At 72.9% G+C, this 16,333-nt stretch carries 17 protein-coding genes; all 17 read left to right on the top strand.

Annotated elements, in window-relative coordinates; all coding sequences use genetic code 11:
• Nucleotides 1-64: 64 nt before the first annotated feature.
• The gene (locus tag OG776_RS08360) at nt 65-1,849 is read left to right on the top strand and encodes a nickel-dependent hydrogenase large subunit (protein ID WP_148011245.1); all 1,785 of its coding nucleotides are present in this window, start codon (nt 65-67) and stop codon (nt 1,847-1,849) included.
• The gene (locus OG776_RS08355) at nt 1,846-2,448 is read left to right on the top strand and encodes a hypothetical protein (protein WP_148011246.1); all 603 of its coding nucleotides are present in this window, start codon (nt 1,846-1,848) and stop codon (nt 2,446-2,448) included. Before OG776_RS08360 ends, OG776_RS08355 begins: the two co-directional genes overlap by 4 nt.
• Nucleotides 2,445-3,104 carry a DUF5947 family protein gene (locus OG776_RS08350; RefSeq protein ID WP_148011247.1) on the top strand — a complete coding sequence of 220 codons (660 nt, stop codon included), beginning with the start codon at nt 2,445-2,447 and terminating at the stop codon, nt 3,102-3,104. Before OG776_RS08355 ends, OG776_RS08350 begins: the two co-directional genes overlap by 4 nt.
• Nucleotides 3,101-3,793: a DUF6084 family protein gene (locus OG776_RS08345; protein WP_148011248.1), complete on the top strand. Its 693-nt coding sequence runs from the start codon at nt 3,101-3,103 to the stop codon at nt 3,791-3,793. The genes OG776_RS08350 and OG776_RS08345 overlap by 4 nt, the downstream gene beginning before the upstream one ends.
• Complete coding sequence (locus tag OG776_RS08340) at nt 3,790-5,220, top strand: hypothetical protein (RefSeq protein WP_148011249.1); 1,431 nt, start codon at nt 3,790-3,792, stop codon at nt 5,218-5,220. The genes OG776_RS08345 and OG776_RS08340 overlap by 4 nt, the downstream gene beginning before the upstream one ends.
• Entirely contained in the window at nt 5,217-5,777 is a 561-nt protein-coding gene (locus tag OG776_RS08335; RefSeq protein WP_148011250.1) for a hydrogenase maturation protease, read from the top strand. Before OG776_RS08340 ends, OG776_RS08335 begins: the two co-directional genes overlap by 4 nt.
• A gap of 15 nt (nt 5,778-5,792) precedes the next feature.
• The gene (locus OG776_RS42420; RefSeq protein WP_382650265.1) at nt 5,793-5,897 is read left to right on the top strand and encodes a DUF6893 family small protein; all 105 of its coding nucleotides are present in this window, start codon (nt 5,793-5,795) and stop codon (nt 5,895-5,897) included.
• A 232-nt stretch (nt 5,898-6,129) separates the two neighbouring features.
• Nucleotides 6,130-6,525, top strand: coding sequence for a hydrogenase maturation nickel metallochaperone HypA (gene hypA / locus OG776_RS08330; RefSeq protein WP_148011251.1), 396 nt, complete (start codon nt 6,130-6,132; stop codon nt 6,523-6,525).
• A gap of 3 nt (nt 6,526-6,528) precedes the next feature.
• Entirely contained in the window at nt 6,529-7,308 is a 780-nt protein-coding gene (hypB, locus tag OG776_RS08325; RefSeq protein WP_148011252.1) for a hydrogenase nickel incorporation protein HypB, read from the top strand.
• Nucleotides 7,305-9,755, top strand: a complete 2,451-nt coding sequence (gene hypF, locus OG776_RS08320) for a carbamoyltransferase HypF (RefSeq protein WP_329319825.1) — start codon at nt 7,305-7,307, stop codon at nt 9,753-9,755. The genes hypB and hypF overlap by 4 nt, the downstream gene beginning before the upstream one ends.
• Before the next feature lie 62 nt (nt 9,756-9,817).
• Nucleotides 9,818-10,126 (top strand): HypC/HybG/HupF family hydrogenase formation chaperone, encoded by a 309-nt coding sequence (locus tag OG776_RS08315; protein ID WP_148011254.1) that lies wholly within the window; start codon nt 9,818-9,820, stop codon nt 10,124-10,126.
• Nucleotides 10,123-11,247 carry a hydrogenase formation protein HypD gene (gene hypD / locus OG776_RS08310; RefSeq protein WP_148011255.1) on the top strand — a complete coding sequence of 375 codons (1,125 nt, stop codon included), beginning with the start codon at nt 10,123-10,125 and terminating at the stop codon, nt 11,245-11,247. The genes OG776_RS08315 and hypD overlap by 4 nt, the downstream gene beginning before the upstream one ends.
• Before the next feature lie 25 nt (nt 11,248-11,272).
• Nucleotides 11,273-12,328, top strand: coding sequence for a hydrogenase expression/formation protein HypE (gene hypE, locus OG776_RS08305; protein WP_329323673.1), 1,056 nt, complete (start codon nt 11,273-11,275; stop codon nt 12,326-12,328).
• Between the two features lie 422 nt (nt 12,329-12,750).
• A complete protein-coding gene (locus OG776_RS08300; RefSeq protein ID WP_329319822.1) occupies nt 12,751-13,545 on the top strand; it encodes a SigB/SigF/SigG family RNA polymerase sigma factor in 795 nt (264 codons plus the stop codon).
• A gap of 448 nt (nt 13,546-13,993) precedes the next feature.
• Entirely contained in the window at nt 13,994-14,674 is a 681-nt protein-coding gene (locus tag OG776_RS08295; protein WP_148011257.1) for an ABC transporter permease, read from the top strand.
• A complete protein-coding gene (locus tag OG776_RS08290; protein WP_329319819.1) occupies nt 14,671-15,342 on the top strand; it encodes an ABC transporter permease in 672 nt (223 codons plus the stop codon). The genes OG776_RS08295 and OG776_RS08290 overlap by 4 nt, the downstream gene beginning before the upstream one ends.
• The gene (locus OG776_RS08285; RefSeq protein ID WP_148011259.1) at nt 15,339-16,283 is read left to right on the top strand and encodes an ABC transporter substrate-binding protein; all 945 of its coding nucleotides are present in this window, start codon (nt 15,339-15,341) and stop codon (nt 16,281-16,283) included. The genes OG776_RS08290 and OG776_RS08285 overlap by 4 nt, the downstream gene beginning before the upstream one ends.
• Nucleotides 16,284-16,333: the final 50 nt, after the last annotated feature.

Here is a 16,333-nt window from a genome sequence, read left to right as displayed (position 1 = left end):
CACGTACCCCCACCCCGGCCACCCCTCCCGGACCACCCGCGCGAAGAAGGGCACGACACAGACGATGGCACCGAAGACGAAGGCGGCCGGCGACGGTAGCGGCCTGATGGAGATGGCCTGGGACCCGATCACCCGGATCGTGGGCAGCCTGGGCATCCACACGAAGATCGACTTCAAGCAGAAGCGCGTCGCGGAGTGCTACAGCACCTCGTCCGTCTTCCGCGGGTACAGCGTCTTCATGCGGGGCAAGGACCCCCGCGACGCGCACTTCATCACCAGCCGCATCTGCGGGATCTGCGGCGACAACCACGCGACCTGTTCGGTGTACGCGCAGAACATGGCGTACGGCGTGAAGCCCCCGCACCTCGGGGAGTGGATCATCAACCTCGGCGAGTCCGCCGAGTACATGTTCGACCACAACATCTTCCAGGAGAACCTGGTCGGGGTCGACTACTGCGAGAAGATGGTCAAGGAGACCAACCCCGGTGTCCTCGAACTCGCCGAGCGCACCGAGGCACCGCACGCCGGGGAGCACGGCTACCGCACCATCGCCGACATCATGCGGTCCCTGAACCCCCTCGAGGGCGAGTTCTACCGCGAGGCCCTCCAGGTGAGCCGGTACACCCGCGAGATGTTCTGCCTGATGGAGGGGCGCCATGTGCACCCCTCCACGCTCTACCCGGGCGGCGTCGGCACCATCGCCTCCGTGCAGCTCTTCACCGACTACCTCAGCCGGCTGACGCGCTACGTGGAGTTCATGAAGCGCGTCGTCCCCCTGCACGACGACCTCTTCGACTTCTTCTACGAGGCCCTGCCCGGCTACGAGGAAGTGGGGCGCCGGCGCGTCCTGCTCGGCTGCTGGGGCGCGCTCAACGACCCCGAGTACTGCGACTTCACCTACGCCAACATGACGGACTGGGGCCGGCGGATGTTCGTCACCCCCGGCATCGTCGTCGACGGCAAACTCGTCACCAACGACCTCACCGAGATCAACCTCGGCCTGCGCATCCTGCTGGGCAGTTCCTACTACGAGGACTGGCAGGGCCAGGAGCAGTTCGTCACCCACGACCCGCTCGGCAACCCGGTCGACCCGCGGCACCCGTGGAACCAGCACACCATCCCGGCCCCGCAGAAGCGGAACTTCGACGACAAGTACAGCTGGGTCATGTCCCCCCGCTGGTTCGACGGCAAGGACCACCTCGCCCTGGACACCGGCGGCGGCCCCATCGCCCGCCTGTGGTCCACCGCCCTGTCCGGTCTCGTCGACACCGGCTACGTCAAGGCCACCGGACACAGCGTCGTCATCAACCTGCCCCGCACGATGACGAAGCCCGAGACCACCTTCGAGTGGAAGATCCCGCGCTGGAGCAACGCGCTGGAGCGCAACCGCGCCCGCACCTACTTCCAGGCCTACACCGCCGCCGTCGCGCTGCACTTCGCGGAGAAGGCCCTGGAGGAGGTCCGCGCCGGACGCACCCAGACCTGGGAGAAGTTCGAGGTGCCCGACGAGGCCATCGGCGTCGGCTTCACCGAGGCGGTCCGCGGTGTCCTCTCCCACCACATGGTGATCCGCGACGGCAAGATCGCCAACTACCACCCGTACCCGCCCACCCCCTGGAACGCCAGCACCCGGGACACCTTCGGCACCCCCGGCCCGTACGAGGACGCCGTGCAGAACACCCCGATCTTCGAGGAGAACTCCCCGGAGAACTTCAAGGGCATCGACATCATGCGCGCGGTCCGCAGCTTCGACCCCTGCCTGCCCTGCGGTGTCCACATGTACGTGGGCGGCGGCAAGACCGTGCAGAAGATGCACATGCCCACCGGCCTGAGCGGACTGGGCGGATGACCGGGGCACCGGCGGCCGGGGCGACGCACCCGGCGAACGCCGTACAGACCGGGCTGCGGATCGAGGACGTCCTCGACCGGCTCGCCGCCACCGGCGACCCGGCCGTCCGCGCCGCCGCCGAGGAACTGGTGCAGGCCCTGATGGACTTCTACGGGGCCGGACTGGCCCGGGTGCTCCAGCTGCTCTCCGCGCCGGGGAACCGCCGCGCGCAGAGCGACCCGGTCGCGCCGCTGCTCGGCGACGAACTGGTCGCGAGCCTTCTCGTCCTGCACGACCTGCACCCCGAGGACCGGGCGACCCGGATCGCCCGCGCCCTCGACACCGTGCGCGAACACGAGCTGGACGCCGTGGACTTCGACGAGACGACCGGAACCCTCACCCTCCGGTCCGCCGCGGCGGCGGGCGGCGGCTGCGGCTGCGCCGCGAACGGGACCACCGCGCGACAGGCCGCCGAGGACGCGCTCGCCTGCTTCGCACCCGAGGTCACCGCCGTCGAGGTGCGGTCCGACGGCGCACCGGGGGAGCCCCCGCTGCTCCAGATCGGTCTCGGCCCGGACCGCCGGACCGCCGGCCGCCCGGCACCGGCGAAGTCCGCGTGAGCACCCCCACCGGCGCGCGCCCGGCCACCCGGGGGCCGGGCCTGCGCAGGTTCCTGACCGGTCGTGAACCGCGGCCGGAGCGGTGCGGACTGTGCGCGACGGCGGTCGACGAGGCACACCACCGCCACCTCGTCGACACCGAGCAGCGGGCCATCGTCTGCGCCTGCCTCCCCTGCGCCCTGCTCATGCAGCAGCCGGGCGCCGCCGCCGCGGGCCGCTTCCGCGCGGTACCGGACCGGTACCTCACCGACCCGGACCACGCGCTCGACGACGGCGCCTGGGAAGCCCTGCAGATCCCGGTCGGCGTCGCCTTCTTCTTCCGCAACGCGGCGCTCGACCGGCTCGTGGCCCTCTACCCGAGCCCGGCCGGGGCGACCGAGAGCGAACTCGACCCGGCCGTCTGGAAGACCGTCCTGGGCGGCAGCCGGCTCGCCGCGCTGCTCGAACCCGACGTGGAGGCACTCCTGCTGCGCCGCGTCGACGGCCGCGTCGAGTGCGTCCTCGTACCCGTCGACATCTGCTACGAACTCGTCGGCCGGATGCGCCTGTTGTGGCAGGGCTTCGACGGGGGAGCGGAGGCCCGCGCGGCCCTGGACACCTTCTTCGCACGGGTGCGGGAACGCGCCCGGGACGTGGGGGAGGAGAGCCGCCCGTGACGGAGTTCTCCTTCACCTGCACCGGCGTGCGCGCCGACCGGTTCGCCGCCGGACCGACCCTCGTCCTGCGGCTGCGGATCACCGCCTCCGGCGACGAACCGGTGCACGCCGTCGCACTGCGCTGCCAGATCCGCATCGAACCCGCCCGGCGCGGCTACGGGCCCGAGGAGGCCGACGCGCTCGCCGACCTCTTCGGAGAGCGGTCCCGCTGGGGCACCACCCTCCAGCCGCTGCAGTTCGCACAGGTGCCGCTCATGGTCCCCGCCTTCACCGGGGAGACCGAGGCGGACCTCGTCGTGCCCTGCACCTACGACATGGACATCGCCGCGACCCGCTACTTCGACGCGCTCACCGACGGCGAGGTGCCCCTCCTGCTGCTCTTCTCCGGCACTGCGTTCACCGGAGCGGGCGGCTTCCGCGTCGAGCCCGTCCCCTGGGACCGCGAGGCCGTCTGCCGGATGCCCGTCGCGACCTGGCGGGAGATGGTCGAACAGCACTTCCCCGGCTGCGGCTGGATCAGGCTGCCCCGCCACACCATGGACGACCTGCTCGCCTTCCGCTCCCGCAGGGCGCTGCCGTCCTGGGACGCGACCGTACGGGCCCTGCTCGACGGGGACACCGACGCGGCCGCCGGCGCACCCCCGGCGGTTTCCACCCTCACCCGCATCACCGGAAGGACCGCTCCGTGAGCGTGACCGCGTTCGCCCCGGAGACCGAGGCACGTCTCGCCCTCGCCCGGCAGGTCGCCGACGCCGTCCTCTTCGAGGGCTATGTGCTCTATCCGTACCGGGCCTCCGCCGCCAAGAACCGGCTGCGCTGGCAGTTCGGCGTGCTCGTGCCGCCCGGCTGGGGCGCCGCGACCGAGGAGCACGACTTCCAGCACACCGAATGCCTGATGGAACCCAGGGCGGACGCCACCCTCGCGGTCGAGCTGCGCTTCCTGCGCGCCCGGCGGCGGACGGTCCAGCGGGCACGCCCCGACGGGGGTTTCGACACGGTCCCCGAACTCCGGCTGGAGGACCGGATCCTGGTCCCCTGGGACGAGGGCACGGAGGAACGCGTCGAGGCCGTCGTGCGGGTCGGCGACCTCCTCGGTGACGGCGTCACGGTCCCCTTCGGCCGCGCCGCCGCCGAGGACACCGAGCCCGTGCTCGACGAGACCGGGCGCCCGGTGGGCCGCGTGGTCCGCCGCTACGAGGAGACCGCCGGCGCCCTGCGGCTGTCGGCCCGCGAACTCGACGGTCCCTACCGGGTGCTGCGCCTGACCGCCGTCGTGGAGAACACCAGCACCTGGACCCCCACGGACGGCGCGGCCGCCGACCGGGACGCGGCGCTGCCGCGCTCCCTGGTCGCCGCCCACCTCCTCATGGGGCTGAGCGCCGGGTCGTTCCTCTCGATGACGGATCCCCCCGAGTGGGCGAAGGGCGCGGTCGCGGCCTGCCGCAACCTGCACACCTGGCCGGTACTGGCGGGCGAACCCGGCCGCGCCGACGTGGTGCTCTCCTCACCGATCATCCTGGAGGACCACCCGGCCATCGCCCCGGAGAGCCCCGGAGCGCTGTACGACGCCACCGAGATCGACGAGATCCTCGCCTTGCGCACCGCCGCCCTCACCGACGAGGAGAAACGCGAGGCACGTGGAACCGACGAGCGGGCCGCCGCGGTGATCGACCTCGCGGACTCGATGCCCCCCGAGGTCCTGGAACGCCTGCACGGTGCCGTGCGCGGTCTGCGCGAGGTGACCGGAGAGGCCCCGTCCCCCGCGGGGGACGGTTTCCCCGACGAGTTCGGCGTACCGCGACCGGACACCCCGTGGTGGGACCCGGCGAGCGACGCCGGATTCGACCCGGCACAGGACCGGGTCGTCGTCGACGGACACCCGCTGGGCGCGGGCAGCCGGGTGGTGCTGCGGCCCGGCCTGCGACGCACCGACGCCCAGGACCTGTTCCTGGCCGGACGCGCCGCCCGGGTCGAGGCCGTGCTGCACGACGTGGACGGCGGGGTGCACCTCGCGGTGACGGTCGAGGACGATCCGGGCGCCGACATCCGCCGCGAACAGGGCCGTTTCCTGTACTTCCAGCCGGACGAGGTCACCCCGCTGGAGGCCGGCTCATGAGTGCCGTCCCCGACCGGTCCCGCGCGCCGCGCGGCAAGGTCCTCGTCGCCGGCATCGGGAACGTCTTCCTCGGCGACGACGGATTCGGCGTCGAGACCGTACGCGCCCTGACCGGGGTGGATCTGCCCGCGCACGTCGAGGTCGTGGACATCGGCGTACGCGGAGTCCATCTCGCGTACCAGGTCCTGGACGGCTACGACACCCTGATCCTGGTCGACGCCACCGCGCGCGGCGAGGCCCCCGGCACCCTCTACGTCATCGAACCCGACGGACCGGGACCGGACGCGCCGCCGGGCGCGGTCCTGGACGGGCACCGTATGACCCCCGACACCGTGCTCGCGCTGCTCGGGACCCTCTGCGCCGGGACGGGCGGAGAGCCGCCCCGGCGCACGCTGGTGCTCGGCTGCGAACCGGCCTCGGTGGAGGAGGGGATCGGCCTCAGCCCGCCGGTCGCCGCCGCCGTACCCGAGGCCGTCCGGCTGATCGAAGAGTTGCTGCGGACCGACGAGCCGGGAGAGTCCGCGCCGCGGGCCACGGCCGGCGAAGCCGCGAAGTGAAGTGAGGAGAGAACGATGATCAAGACCCTCGTCGGCGGCGTCGTGGCCGCCGCCCTCGCCGCCGTCCTCGTGCAGTCCCTGCCCGACATCAGGCGCTACCTGAGGATGCGCAGCATGTGAGCCGGCGCCCTCCCGGCCGGGCGAGCGCCGGGCGGCCGACGGCGCGCGCCGGAGCACGCCGGACCGTTGCGGCGAACGGCTTACCCGGCCGGGCGGCGACGGCGCGGCGGGCCGCCGCCCCCGGGCGCCTCCCCTGTAATGAGGGCGGTGGACGCCCCGCCCTCAAGGGCCCTGCACGGGCGGACGACCGGCGGCGACCGGCGCGGACCGGCCCCTGCCAGGACGGAGACCGATGCACGAGATGTCCATCGCGCTGGCCGTGATCGGCCAGGTGGAAGAGGCGGCGGAACGGGCCGGCGACGTCACGGCCGTACGCTCGGTACGGCTCCAGGTGGGCGAACTCGCCGGTGTCGTACCCGACTCCCTCTCCTTCTGCTTCGAACTGGCCTGCGCCGGCACCCTGCTCGAAGGCGCCGAACTGGTCACCGAGACGGTGCCCGGACGGGCCCGCTGCGCGCCCTGCGCCCACGAATGGGCCGTCGGCATGCCGCCCCTGCTGACCTGCCCGCGCTGCGGCGGAGCCGGTACCGACCTGCCGGCGGGCCGCGAACTGCAGATTCTCAGCGTGCAGTGGGAGGACGGCCCCACGCACGCGCACCTCCGCGAACCGATCCCCGAGGAGCGCTGAACCATGTGCCGTGTGGTCGACCTGCAGCAAGCCGTACTCGCCAAGAACGACGAGAGCGCGCGCACCCTGCGCGCGGAACTGGCCGCCCGCGGCACCACCGTCGTCAATCTGCTCTCCAGCCCCGGCAGCGGCAAGACGGCCCTGCTGGAACGTGAACTGGAGCTGGCCCGGCGGCGGTCCGTGCCGGTCGCGGCGCTCACCGCCGACCTCGCCACCGAGAACGACGCGCGACGGCTCGCGCGCGCGGGCGTCCCGGTCAAGCAGGTCCTCACCGACGGGCTGTGCCACCTGGAGGCCGGGATGCTCCGCCGTCACGTGGAGGGCTGGCTGCCCGACCGCACCCGGCTGCTGTTCGTCGAGAACGTCGGCAACCTCGTCTGTCCGGCCTCCTACGACCTGGGGGAGACCCTCCGCGTCGTCCTCGCCTCCGTCACGGAGGGCGAGGACAAGCCCCTCAAGTACCCCACCGCCTTCGGTCTCGCGCACCTGGTCGTCGTCACCAAGACCGACATCGCCGAGGCCGTGGAGTTCGACGAGGCGGCGTTCCGCGCCCACGTCGAACGCGTCAACCCGGGCGTCGAGGTGGTCCTGACCTCGGTCCGCCGGGACACCGGGATCGGGACCCTGCTCGACCGGGCGCTCGCGGCCGCGGACGGCGCCCCCGCGCACAACCCCGTGATGGCCCACCGGACGGACACCCCCGCGCACGCCGGAGCCGCGGCCCGCCCGCACGTCCACGAGCACCCCGACGGCACCGGCGCCATGGCGCACTCCCCCTCGTGAGCGAACCACGTTCCCCCGCCGCCGCCCTCGACCGGACGCCGTCACGCCGACGGGTCCTCGTACGGGGCGTGGTGCAGGGCGTCGGATTCCGTCCCTACGTCTACACCCTCGCCACCGGCCTGGACCTGCGCGGACACGTGACCAACACCCCGGAAGGCGTCATCGCCGAGGTCGAGGGCGCGCCCGAGGCCGTCGCCCGGTTCTGCGACGGTGTCGCCGTACACGCACCGCCACTGGCCCGGGTGGACTCCGTCGACCACGAGGAGATGCCCGCCACCGGCGACACCACGTTCAGCATCCTCGCCTCCCGCACGGACGGCCCGGCCCGGACGCTGATCCCGCCGGACACCGCCACCTGCGCGGCGTGCCTGCGGGAGCTCGCCGACCCCGCCGACCGGCGCCACCGCCACCCCTTCGTCAACTGCACCCACTGCGGACCCCGGTTCACCATCGTCACCGGTCTGCCCTACGACCGCGCCCACACCACGATGGCCGGCTTCCCGATGTGCCCCGACTGCGCGCGGGAGTACGCCGACCCCGCCGACCGGCGCTTCCACGCACAGCCCGTCGCGTGCCCGGCCTGCGGTCCCCGGCTGCGGCTGCTCGTGCCGCGGCCGGGCGACACCGGCCCGCCCCGGCCGGTCACGGGGAACGATCCGGTCGCCGAGGCCCGCAGGCTGCTGACGGACGGCGCGGTCCTCGCGGTCAAGGGACTGGGCGGCTACCACCTGGCCTGCGACGCCACGAACCACGGCGCCGTCGCCCTGCTGCGCCGCCGGAAGGCCCGGGGCGACAAGCCGTTCGCGGTCATGGCCCGCGGCCTCGACGACCTCGCGCACCTCGTGCGCCTCGGCACCGAGGAACGCGGTCTGCTCACCGGCCCCACCCGTCCCATCGTGCTGCTGCGCCGCGCCGGGACCGCGCCCGTCGCGCACGCCCCCTGGCCGTCCGACTCCGTCGCCCCCGGCAGCCCCGACCTCGGGGTGATGCTTCCGTACACCTCCCTGCACCACCTCCTCCTCGGTCTGCCCGGCGACGCCGACGGGCCCCGACTGCTGGTCATGACCAGCGGCAACGTCTCGGGCGAGCCGATCGTCACCGACGACGGGGAGGCGCTGCGGCGGCTCGCGCACCTGGCTGACGCCTGGCTCACCCACGACCGGCCGATCCACGTGCCCTGCGACGACTCGGTGCTGAGGGTGTGCGACGGCGAGCCGCTCATGGTGCGCCGAGCCCGCGGCTACGCGCCGCTGCCGCTGACCCTGCCGGTGCCGGTACGTCCGGCCCTCGCCGTCGGCGGCGACCTCAAGAACACGTTCTGTCTCGGCGAGGGCCGGCGCGCCTGGCTGTCCGCCCACATCGGCGACATGGACGACCTGGCCACCCAGCACGCATTCGAGCGGGCGGTCGGCCAACTGGAGTCGATCACGCCGGTGCGGGCCGGACTGCTGGCCGCGGACCGGCATCCCGGATACCGCTCCGCCCGCTGGGCCGCGCGGAACGCGGCGGGACGGCCCGTCGTACGGGTCCAGCACCACCACGCCCATGTCGCCGCCGCGATGGCCGAGGCGGGACTCGACGGCTCCGTACCGGTGCTCGGCGTCGCCTTCGACGGCACGGGGTACGGCGACGACGGAGCGGTGTGGGGCGGCGAGTTCCTGCTCGCGGACTACGACGGCTTCGTACGGTTCGGGCACCTGGCCTATGTCCAACTGCCCGGCGGGGACGCCGCCGTGCACCGGCCGTACCGGATGGCGCTCGCGCATCTGCGGGCGGCCGGGATCGACTGGTCCGGGGACCTGGCCTGCACGTCCGCCTGCCCTCCCGACGAACGCCGGGTACTGGCACGGCAGTTGGAGCGTGACCTGAACTGCGCGCTCACCTCCAGCATGGGCCGGCTCTTCGACGCCGTCGCCTCCCTGACCGGCGTCTGCCACCGCTCCGGCTACGAGGCCCAGGCCGCGGCCGAGTTGGAGGCCGCCGCGCTGACGGCGCCCGCGGGGGACACCGGAGCGTACGGGTTCGCCGTGCGAAGCGCGCCGTCGGAGCGGACCGTCGGGCCGGGCGGCGGCGCCCCGCGCCAGGCCACCGTGTCCGTCCCGGCGCCCCTGCTGGCCGACCCGGCACCCCTGTTCACGGCGATCGTCGGCGATCTGCGCGCGGGCGTGGCCCCGGGCATGGTCGCGGCCCGCTTCCACCGGGCCGTCGCCGGACTCGTCCACCGGATCTGCGGGCTGGCACGGGAGCGGCACGGCGTGGACACGGTCGCTCTGACCGGCGGTGTCTTCGCCAACTCCCTGCTCTCCGCGGCCTGCGCGGCGGCCCTGCGCCCGGACGGCTTCACGGTGCTGCGCCACCACCTGGTGCCGCCGGGGGACGGCGGCCTGGCCCTGGGCCAGCTGATGGTGGCCGCCCGTGCCGAGGAACGGAGCGGGGCCACCGACTGACGACCCGGCCCGGCCCGGGCCGGCCCGGGCGACGACGTACGACCCACAGCGAGGAGAGGCCCATGTGCCTGGCGGTACCCGGCAGAGTGCTGGACATCGAGGAACGCGACGGTACCCGGATGGCCAACGTCGACTTCGGCGGCGTGGTCAAGGAGGTCTGCCTGGAGTACCTGCCCGACCTCCAGGTCGGCGAGTACGCCATCGTCCACGTCGGATTCGCGCTGCAGCGGCTGGACGAGGAGTCGGCGAAGCAGACGCTGGAACTGTTCGCCACCCTCGGCATGCTGCAGGAGGAGTTCGGCGATCCCTGGGACCTGGCCGCGGAGGCGGCCGGGACCCTGCCGCCCGAGGGAGAGGGGGCCCGGCGGTGAAGTACATCGACGAGTTCCAGGACCCGGAGCTGGCGCGCCGGCTGCTCGACGACATCCACTCCACAGTGACGAGGCCCTGGGCGCTGATGGAGGTCTGCGGCGGCCAGACGCACACCATCATCCGGCACGGCATCGATCAACTCCTGCCGGAAAAGGTGGAGTTGATCCACGGCCCCGGCTGTCCGGTGTGCGTCACGCCGCTGGAGGTGATCGACAAGGCGCTGGAGATCGCCTCCCGCCCCGGGGTGATCTTCTGTTCCTTCGGCGACATGCTCCGGGTGCCCGGCACCGGACGCGACCTGTTCCAGGTACGGGGAGCGGGCGGGGATGTGCGGGTCGTCTACTCGCCCCTCGACGCCCTGCGGATCGCCCAGCGGAACCCGGACCGCGAGGTGGTCTTCTTCGGCATCGGGTTCGAGACGACCGCGCCGCCCAACGCCATGACGGTGTACCAGGCCCGCAGGCTCGGCATCAGGAACTTCAGCCTGCTGGTCTCGCACGTGCGGGTGCCTCCGGCCATCGAGGCGATCATGCGGTCCCCGAGCTGCCGGGTCCAGGGCTTCCTGGCGGCCGGGCACGTGTGCAGCGTCATGGGCGTGGAGGAGTACCCGGAACTCGCGGAGCGCTTCCGGGTGCCGATCGTGGTCACCGGATTCGAGCCGCTGGACATCCTCGAAGGCGTCCGGCGGACCGTGACCCAGCTGGAGCGCGGCGAGCACACGGTCGACAACGCCTACCCCCGTGCCGTACGCCCGGAGGGGAACACGGCGGCACGGGCCATGCTGGAGGACGTCTTCGAGGTCACCGACCGGGCGTGGCGCGGGATCGGCGTGATTCCCGACAGCGGGTGGCGGCTGTCCGCCAAGTACCGTGACCACGACGCCGAGCACCGCTTCTCGGTCGACGGCATCCAGACCCGGGAACCGGCCGAATGCCGCAGCGGCGAGGTCCTCCAGGGCCTGCTCAAGCCGCACGAGTGCGAGGCGTTCGGAACCCTCTGCACCCCCCGCACCCCGCTCGGAGCCACCATGGTCTCCAGCGAGGGCGCCTGCGCCGCGTACTACCTCTACCGGCGGCTGGACCTCACCCCCGCCGCCCGGGAGGCGACCCCCGTTGTCTGACACCACGGAGACCACCGACGTGCGGATGCCCGTCCTCGACCCGGCGGCCTGGACCTGCCCGGCCCCGCTGCGCGACCAGCCCCGTGTCGTCATGGGGCACGGCGGGGGCGGGGCGCTCTCCGCCGAACTCGTCCAGCACGTCTTCGCGCCCGCGTTCGGCGGCAGCGTCCTCGCCCAGATGGGTGATTCCGCGGCCGTGACGCTCGGCGGTGTGCGGATGGCCTTCTCCACCGACTCGTTCGTGGTGCGGCCGCTGTTCTTCCCCGGCGGCAGCATCGGTGACCTCGCGGTCAACGGCACCGTCAACGACCTCGCCATGAGCGGTGCCCGGGCCGCCTATCTCTCCTGTGGCTTCATCCTGGAGGAGGGGGTCGAGATGGAGACCGTCGCCCGGGTGGCCGAGGCGCTCGGTGCCGCGGCGCGCACCGCGGGCGTGGAGATCGCGACCGGTGACACCAAGGTGGTGGAGTCAGGCCATGGAGACGGGATCTACATCAACACGGCCGGGATCGGGCTCGTCCCGTCGGGCGTGGACCTGCGGGCGCAGCGGGTGGTGCCCGGCGACGTCGTGATGGTCAGCGGTGCGATCGGTGTGCACGGCGTGGCCGTCATGAGCGTCCGGGAGGGCCTGGAGTTCGGGGTGGAGATCGAGAGCGACTGCGCGGCGCTCGGCGGTCTGGTGGACGCCATGCTCGCGGTCACCCCGGACCTGCACGTGCTGCGCGACCCCACCAGGGGTGGACTCGCGGCCTCCCTGAACGAGATCGCCTCGGCCTCGGGCACCGGGGTCGTCGTCCGGGAGCGCGAGGTCCCGGTCCCGCCCGCGGTCGCCAACGCGTGCGCGGTACTGGGGCTCGACCCCCTGTATGTCGCGAACGAGGGCAAGTTGGTGGCCTTCGTGCCCCGCGAGCACGCCGACGCCGTGCTCGACGCGATGCGGGCGCACCCGCTGGGCGCCGGATCGGCGGTCATCGGCGAGGTGGTGGCCGACCACCCCGGCATGGTGGTGGCGCGCACGGGACTGGGCGGCACAAGGGTGGTCGACCTGCCGATCGGGGAGCAGCTGCCGCGGATCTGCTGACACCCGTCGGCCGGAGCACGGCACGGGAGGCGGCGGGCGGGTCCCGCCGCCTCCCGCCGTGTTCCGGCGGGTTTCCCGAGCCGGCTTTCCGCCCGTCCACGGGAATACGCGACCGTGAAATTCCGGAGGGAGAAGTGCCGGAGTGCGACCGGCGCGGGCGGCGGACGAAGGGGCCGGACGGAAATCCGCGGGCGAATTCGGCGGCCGATTCCCTACGCTCCAGCGTCGCCCGGCTGCCCGGCGTCACTTTAAGGAATCCAGAGGTTCCGGATGACCGAAATAGGGTAATTTAAGTCACAGTGCTTCGGACAGGAGGCACGTCCGTGGGAGCTGGTCCGCCAGATCGCGGGTGTGCCCCGTCCGCCGGTGTGCGCCCACTCCCATGGACTGCCGTCAGTAGCCCTGAGGGAGCGGTGAGCGCCATGCACACCACGGTCAGCACGAGGCATCATCCGCACGACGACGCCCCCGACACCGGCGAGGCCTTCGTCCGGCTCGCCCGGCTGCCCGACGGGCCCGAGCGGGAGGCGCTGCGCGACGAGATCGTCCGGGCGTGGCTGCCCATGGCGCAGCGGGTCGCCGGCCGGTACCGCGGCAGGGGAGAGGCCGTCGAGGACCTCGTGCAGGTCGCGGCGCTGGGCCTGGTCAAAGCCGTCGACCGCTACGACCCCGCCCGGGGCAACGCTTTCGAGAGCTACGCCGTCCCGACCGTCACCGGCGAGATCAAGCGGCACTTCCGCGACCATATGTGGATGTTGCACGTTCCGCGCCGCGTCCAGGAAGTGCGGGCCAGGGTGCGTACCGCGCTCAGGGAGCTCTCCCAGACCACCCCGGGCCGACAGCCCACCGTGGCCGAGATCGGCGCGTGCGCCCACCTGGACGAGGACGACGTACGCCTGGGGCTCGAAGCGCTGGACTGCTTCGCGACCCTCTCGCTGGACGCCGAGCTGCCCGGCGAGGACGACGGCTGCACACTGGCGGACACGCTGGGCGCGCCGGAGACCGGATTCGACCTGGTCATCGACCGCGAGGCGGTCAAACCCGCGCTGCGCGGCCTGCCGGAACGCGAGCGCACCATCCTCTATCTGCGCTACTTCCGCGGCATGACCCAGCTCGGCATCGCGGAGCAGCTCGGGATCTCGCAGATGCACGTCTCGCGGCTGCTCAGCACCTGCTGCAGCACCCTGCGCGAGCAGCTGCTCGCCGAGGCGGCGTAGACGTGGCCGGAGCCCGTTGGCGCGGGGCCGCCGGATCGGCACGGTCCTGCCCGGCCGTCCGGGGGGTCGCCCCGTCCGGGCGGCCGGGGGGCGGGCTCACTGCCGAACCCTCCCGGGAATGGTTGGCCAGCGGGCCGCCTCTCTTCGAACTACCTGGGTGGGCTCGATCCAAACACATTCGGGCCGACCGGCCGGACGGGCCGCCGTCCGGAATTCTCGCGCGTCCGCGGCCATTCCGGGGAGCCATTCCGGCGGCCCCCGCATATCCACCGGAAGACCGGTCACGCGGACGGAAAGGGCCTTACCGCGCATCGGGCCGCCGCATTCCGCCCGATACCGGCCGGCCCCGGCGCCGGGCCCGGAACCGTCGTCCGCGCGTCCGTCCGGCGGCACCCCGTACGGGTCACCAGAACGCGCCGCCCCCCTGCCCGCCCGCTGCAATGGACAGATGACGGCGCCTCCGGACGACTGCCTCGCGCGCAACGAGTGGATCTGCGGCGCGTATCTGAGCACCCGCCGCCAGATCCTCCTGGACGCCGTCGTCCAGCACCTGCAGCTCACGGTGGTCGCCGTCCTGCTGGGACTCGTCGTCGCGGTGCCGCTGGCCGTTCTCGCCCGGCGCTGGGGCTGGGCCGCGGGACCGGTCCTGGCGGTGACCACCGTCCTCTACACCGTCCCGTCCCTGGCGATGTTCTCGCTGCTCCTGCCCGTGTACGGACTCTCCGCGGCACTCGTCGTCGCCGGCCTCGTCCTGTACTCGCTGACCCTTCTCGTACGGAACGTCCTCGCCGGTCTGCGCGCCGTCCCCGAGGAGACCCGGCAGGCCGCGCGCGGTCTGGGCTACGGGCCCGTCCGGCTGCTGCTCACCGTGGAACTGCCGCTCGCCGTGCCCGCCGCGATGGCCGGACTGCGGATCGCCACGGTGTCGGCGGTCTCGCTGGTGACGGTCGGCGCGATCGTCGGCTTCGGAGGCCTCGGAAACCTCATCTACGCGGGCATGAACACGTACTTCAAGGCACAGGTCCTCACCGCGTCCGTACTGTGCGTCGTCATCGCCGTCGCCGCCGACCTCCTGCTGCTCGGACTGCAGTGGCTCATCACCCCCTGGACCCGGGGGTCCCGCGGATGAACACCCTGGCCGAGGCCTGGCACTGGCTCACCGACCCGGCGCACTGGACGGGCGACGACGGCGTCTGGCACCGCCTCGCCCAGCATCTCGTCCTCACCGCCGTCTGTCTGGTCGTCAGCTGCCTGATCGCGCTGCCCGTCGCCCTCGTCCTCGGCCATCTCGGCAAGGGCGGCGCGCTCGCGGTCAACATCTCCAACGTCGGCCGGGCCGTCCCCACCTTCGCCGTCCTCGTCCTCCTGCTGCTCACCCCGCTCGGCCGGTACGGCGAGGGGCCCACGGTCGTGGCGCTGGTCCTGTTCGCCGTCCCGCCGCTGCTCACCAACGCGTACGTCGGCATGCGCGAGGTCGACCGCAGCGTGGTGCGGGCGGCCCGCGGGATGGGGATGACCGGGCGGCAGACGCTGTTCCGGGTCGAACTGCCCCTCGCGCTCCCGATGGTGATGAACGGCGTGCGGATCGCCGCCGTCCAGCTGGTCGCGACGGCCACCATCGCCGCGCTCGCCGGCGGCGGCGGGCTCGGCCGGATCATCACCGCGGGATTCAACCTGGCGAGCACCCCGCAGGTCGTCGCCGGCGCCGTCCTGGTCGCCGGGTTCGCGCTGATCGTCGAGGGGATCTTCGAGACCGCCGAGCGGCTCGCGCCACGCCTGGCCAGAGGCCGCCGATGAAGGGGTGCACCGCCCTCGCGGGGATGCTCCTGCTCGCCGGGTGCGCCACCGGCCCCTCGCTGGAGAACCGCGACGCCGTCACCGCGCCTCCCGGTGACAGCAGACATCTGACCGTCGGCTCGGCCGGTTTCACCGAGAGCGACCTGCTGGCCCAGATGTATTCCCTGCTGCTGAGGCAGGCCGGGTACAGGACCTCCATGCTCACGGTCGCCAACCGGGAACTCTACGAACCCGCCCTGGAGTCCGGTCAGATCGACGTCGTCCCGGAGTACGCGGCGACCTTCGCGGACTGGCTCGACGCCAAGGCCCACGGGCCCGACGCGCCACCGGTCGGCTCGCCCGACCTCACCGCCACCATGAAGGCGCTGCGGTCGCTCGCCGCGCCCCGCGGCCTCACCGTCCTCGCCCCCGGCAGGGCCGTCGACCAGAACGCCTTCGCCGTGACCGGGGCGTACGCCCGGCAGCACCGGCTGAAGACCCTCAGCGATCTCGGCGCGTCCGGACTGAAGGTGCGGCTCGCCGCGGGCGACGAGTGCGTCAAGCGGCCGTACTGCGAACCGGGGCTGCGCAAGACGTACGGCATCGACGTCACCGCGGTCGATCCGAAGGGCGTCGGCACCACCCAGGCGAAGAAGGCGGTGCAGAGCGGCCGGGACCAGATGGTCCTCACCACGACGACGGACGCGACCCTGGGCGAGTTCGGGCTCGTGCTGCTCGCCGACGACAAGCACCTGCAGAACGCCGACTACATCGTGCCGGTCGTCAACCGCTCGCGCGCGGGCAGCGAGCGCGTCACCAAGGCACTCGGCGCGCTCAACGGCGTGCTCACGACGGCGGACCTGGCCGCGATGAACCAGCAGGTGGACAGCTGGCGACGGCTCCCGGAGGACGTCGCGCGCACCTACCTGAAGGAGAAGGGCCTGCTGAAACGACCGACGTGAGCGATCCACGGTACGACGGGCGAACTCCACCGGATGCGCCCACGCCGTAC

It is taken from the genome of Streptomyces sp. NBC_01689, from assembly GCF_036250675.1.
Taxonomy (GTDB): Bacteria; Actinomycetota; Actinomycetes; order Streptomycetales; family Streptomycetaceae; genus Streptomyces.
This window is presented reverse-complemented; position numbering and strand designations above follow the sequence as displayed.